We start from the raw sequence: 4,441 nt of genomic DNA on the forward strand, positions 1-4,441 counted from the left end.
CGACCCTGCCCATACGTAGCAATGATCGCCTGCGCCTCAATCGGATCACCGAGAGTGGTACCCGTACCATGCGCCTCCACCAGATCAACCTGCTCCGGACGAACATCGGCAGCAGCCAGCGCCTGTCGGATGACCCGCTGCTGAGACGGACCATTCGGCGCCGTCAACCCATTCGACGCACCATCCTGATTGGTCGCCGAGCCACGCACCACCGCCAGCACCTGATGACCATGACGCTCGGCGTCGGAAAGCCGCTCCAGCAGCAGCATGCCCGCGCCCTCGGACATCGCGGTGCCATCGGCCCCGGCAGCGAAGGACTTACACCGGCCGTCAGCGGCCAACCCACGCTGAAGACTGAAGTCCACAAACGTATCCGGAGTAGACATCACCGTGACCCCACCAGCCAACGCCAGGGAACACTCCCCAGACCGCAACGCCTGCACCGCCAGATGCACCGCCACCAACGACGACGAACAAGCGGTATCGACACTGACCGCCGGCCCCTCCAAACCAAGAGTGTAAGAAATACGCCCAGAGGCAACACTGGCCATGCTGCCATTACCCAGATAACCCGCCAACTCCTCGGGAACCTCCGGCAACCGGCTGGCATAGTCGTGATACATCACCCCGGCGAACACACCAGTACCGCTACCCTTAAGCGAAGTCGGATCAATCCCGGCCCGCTCCAACGCCTCCCACGAGGTCTCCAGCAGCAACCGCTGCTGCGGATCCATCGCGACCGCCTCCCGCGGACTAATCCCAAAAAAGTCCGCATCAAAATCGGCCGCATCATAGAGGAAACCACCCTCCAACGAATACGTCTTCCCCGGCTTACCAGGCTCCGGATCATACATACCCACCAAATCCCAACCCCGATCAGTAGGAAACCCGGAAACCGCATCAACACCACCCTCCAACAACTCCCACAACTGCTCCGGAGTCACCACCCCACCCGGAAAACGACAACTCATCGCAACAATCGCCACCGGCTCATCACCGACAACCGGCGTAGCCACCACAGAAGCCGCAGGAGCCCCCACCCCAAGAATCCGACCATGCAGATAGCCGGCAAGCGCCGTAGGATTCGGATAATCAAAAACCAGAGTCGCCGGCAACCGCAACCCGACAGCAACATTAAGCCGATTCCGCAACTCCACCGCCGCAAGAGAATCAAAACCAAAATCACGAAACGCCCGCGCCGGCTCCACCGCGGCCACACCATCATGACCAAGAACACCAGCCACATTCACCCGCACCAAATCCAACAACATCCGATGCTGATCATCCACACCAAGCGCCGCCAACTGCCGCTCAAGGGCAGAACCACCCACCGGAACCGCCCCACCACCCGCCGCCCGACGAGCCGGCAACCGCACCAAACCACGGAAAAGCGCCGGCATCTGCTGCCCCTGAGCACGCAACGCCGCCATATCCAACCGGATCGGCACCAACACCGACTCATCAGCCCCCACCGCCGCATCAAACAACGCCAAACCCCGCTCCGAACCAAGCGGCAAAACACCAGAACGCGCCATCCGAGCCACCTCGGCATCACCCAAATGCGCCGTCATCCCACTACGCTGCTCCCAGAACCCCCACGCCAACGACACCGCCGGCAAACCAAGACCCCGCCGCAACCCCGCCAACGCATCCAAAAAGACATTCGCCGCCGCATAATTACCCTGACCAGAACCATCCACCACCCCCGCAGCAGAAGAAAACAAAACAAACGCCGCCAACTCCCGACCACGAGTCAACTCATGCAAATGCCACGCCGACGCCGCCTTAGCCCGCCACACCGAATCCAACTGCGCCTCAGTGAAACCAGCCACCGTACCATCATCCAACACACCACTCGTATGCACCACAGCACTCAACCCAGGAACACCATCCAACAAAACAGCAACAGCATCCCGATCAGCCACATCACACGCCACCACCTCCACCACCGCACCAAGCCCCATCAACTCAGCACGCAACTCCACCGCACCCGGCGCCGCCACACCCCGCCGCGACACCAACACCAAATCCCGAACCCCATGCACCGCCACCAAATACCGCGCCACCAACGCACCCAACACACCAGTACCACCAGTAACCAACACCGTGCCCTCACCCCACACACCCACACCCGCACCCGCACCCGCACCCGCACCCGCACCCGCACGAACCAACCGCGGCACCCGCACCTGCCCACCCCGCAACGACAACTCCGGCTCCCCCGTACCCACCGCCGCCAGAATCTCCTCCACCCCAGTCCCCGAATCCACATCCACCAACACGAACTGACCCGGATTCTCCGCCTGCGCAGCACGCACCAAACCCCACACCGGAGCATGAACCACATCCACACCACCATCAACGGCACCATCGGTGATCACTACCAGCCGGGCGGCAGCCTGGGCCGGGTCGGCCAGCCAGGACTGCAGCATGGCGAGGACCTCCCCCGTCGCCGTACGGGCAGCGGTGGCCGGGTCGGTGGCGTCGTCGGCCCGGGTGAGCGGGGCGAGCACGACGTCGGGTACGCCGAGCCCGAGCCCCTCCAGGTAGCCCCACGACTCAGGAGCGGTGCCGGTGGGAACGGTGGTCCAGTCGACGCGGTAGAGGTCACCATCGGTCGGTACCGCAGCCTCGAGTTGCACCGGACGCGACACCAACGAACCAACGACAGCAACCGGGCTCCCCTCAGGATCAGCCAGATACAGCGTCGCCGACTCCGGACCAGCCAAGGTGACCTTCACCCGCAAAGCAGTCGCACCAGCAGCAAAGAGCGTGACATCAGTCCACGCAAACGGCAGATACGGCGCACGACCCGCCGGCACCGGCTCACCAATCCCCACCGCATGCAACGCCGCATCCAACAACGCCGGATGCACACCGAACCGACCCGCATCCGCAAACGCCTCCTGCGGAAGAGCAACCTCCGCAAACACCACCTCACCAACCCGCCACGCAGCCTGCACACCCTGAAACACCGGACCATACTCATAACCCTGAGCCACCAAATCGTCATACAACCCCACCGTCGACACCGGCACCGCCCCCAACGGCGGCCACACCGCCAAGTCGAAACCGGGATCGACAACCTCAGCCGAAAGGACGCCCGCCGCATGCCGGGTCCACGGCAAATCCGGATCGGCATGCTCCAACCGGGCATGCACACTCACCGGACGACGGCCCCCATCATCAGCCGCACCGAGCAACAACTGCACCTGAACAGCACCCTGCTCCGGCAAAAACAACGGCGCGTGCAGCGTCAACTCCTCCACCCGACCACAACCAACATGATCACCCGCATGCAGAACAAGCTCAACGAAACCAGCACCAGGCAACAACACCCTGCCCGACACAGCATGCTCGGCCAACCACGGATGAGCATCCAACGACAACCGGCCAGTGAACAACACCTCCCCCGACTCCGCCATAGTCACCGCAGCCCCCCACAACGGATGACCAGCCGAACCCAGACCAGCCGAACCAAGATCCGCAGTACCACCAGTAGCGTTGATCCAATAACGCCGACGCTGGAACGGATACGTCGGCAACAACACCTCACCCCGCGGCCGAGCCGGCAACGCCGACGACCAATCCACCCACACCCCCCGCACAAACGCCTCACCCACCGAGACAAGCCACCGACGCCACCCACCCTCACCCCGACGCAACGAACCCACCGCCGCAACCTCAACACCCACATCCGCAGCGGTCTCCTCAATACCCACCGTCAACACCGGATGCGCACTACACTCCAAAAACACCCCCATCCCCGCCCCCAACAACACCCGAGTCGCCTCGTCGAACCGCACCCGCTGTCGCAGATTCGCAAACCAATAACCGGCATCCAACCCCACGGTGTCCACCACACCCCCGGTCACCGTCGAATAGAACGGCACACTCGACGACCGAGGAACCACCCCCGCCAACACCTCCAACAACCGCTGCTCAATCAACTCCACCTGCGCAGAATGCGACGCATAGTCGATGTTCACCCGCCTGGCCCGCACACCCTCGGCATCCAACGTGGCGATCAGCTCGTCCACCGCGTCCCGATCACCGGTCACCACCACCGACGACGCGCCGTTGACCGTGGCCACCGACAAGCGACCGTCATACGCAACCAGACGATCACGCACCCGCCCCTCCGGCAGACCCACCGAGGCCATCGCACCCCGACCCGCCAACACCTCCGCGATCACCGCACTACGCAACGCCACCACCAACGCACCATCACGCAACGACAAACCACCCGCCACCACCGCAGCCGCAATCTCACCCTGCGAATGACCCACCACCGCATCCGGCTCCACACCAAACGAACGCCACAACCCCGCAAGCGACACCATCACCGCCCACAACACCGGCTGCACCACATCAACCCGATCCAGCGACGGCGCCCCCTCCACACCACGCAACACATCAACCAACCGCCACGACACAAACT

1 protein-coding gene is annotated in these 4,441 nt (G+C 63.4%); it reads right to left on the reverse strand.

Going from position 1 to position 4,441, the window contains the following annotated elements; translation table 11 throughout:
• Positions 1 to 4,441, reverse strand: a 4,441-nt coding sequence (locus H0524_RS22805) for a type I polyketide synthase (RefSeq protein ID WP_180200493.1), incomplete at both ends; no start/stop codon positions are given.

It is taken from the genome of Salinispora sp. H7-4, from assembly GCF_013416675.1.
Classification (GTDB): domain Bacteria; phylum Actinomycetota; class Actinomycetes; order Mycobacteriales; family Micromonosporaceae; genus Micromonospora; species Micromonospora vitiensis.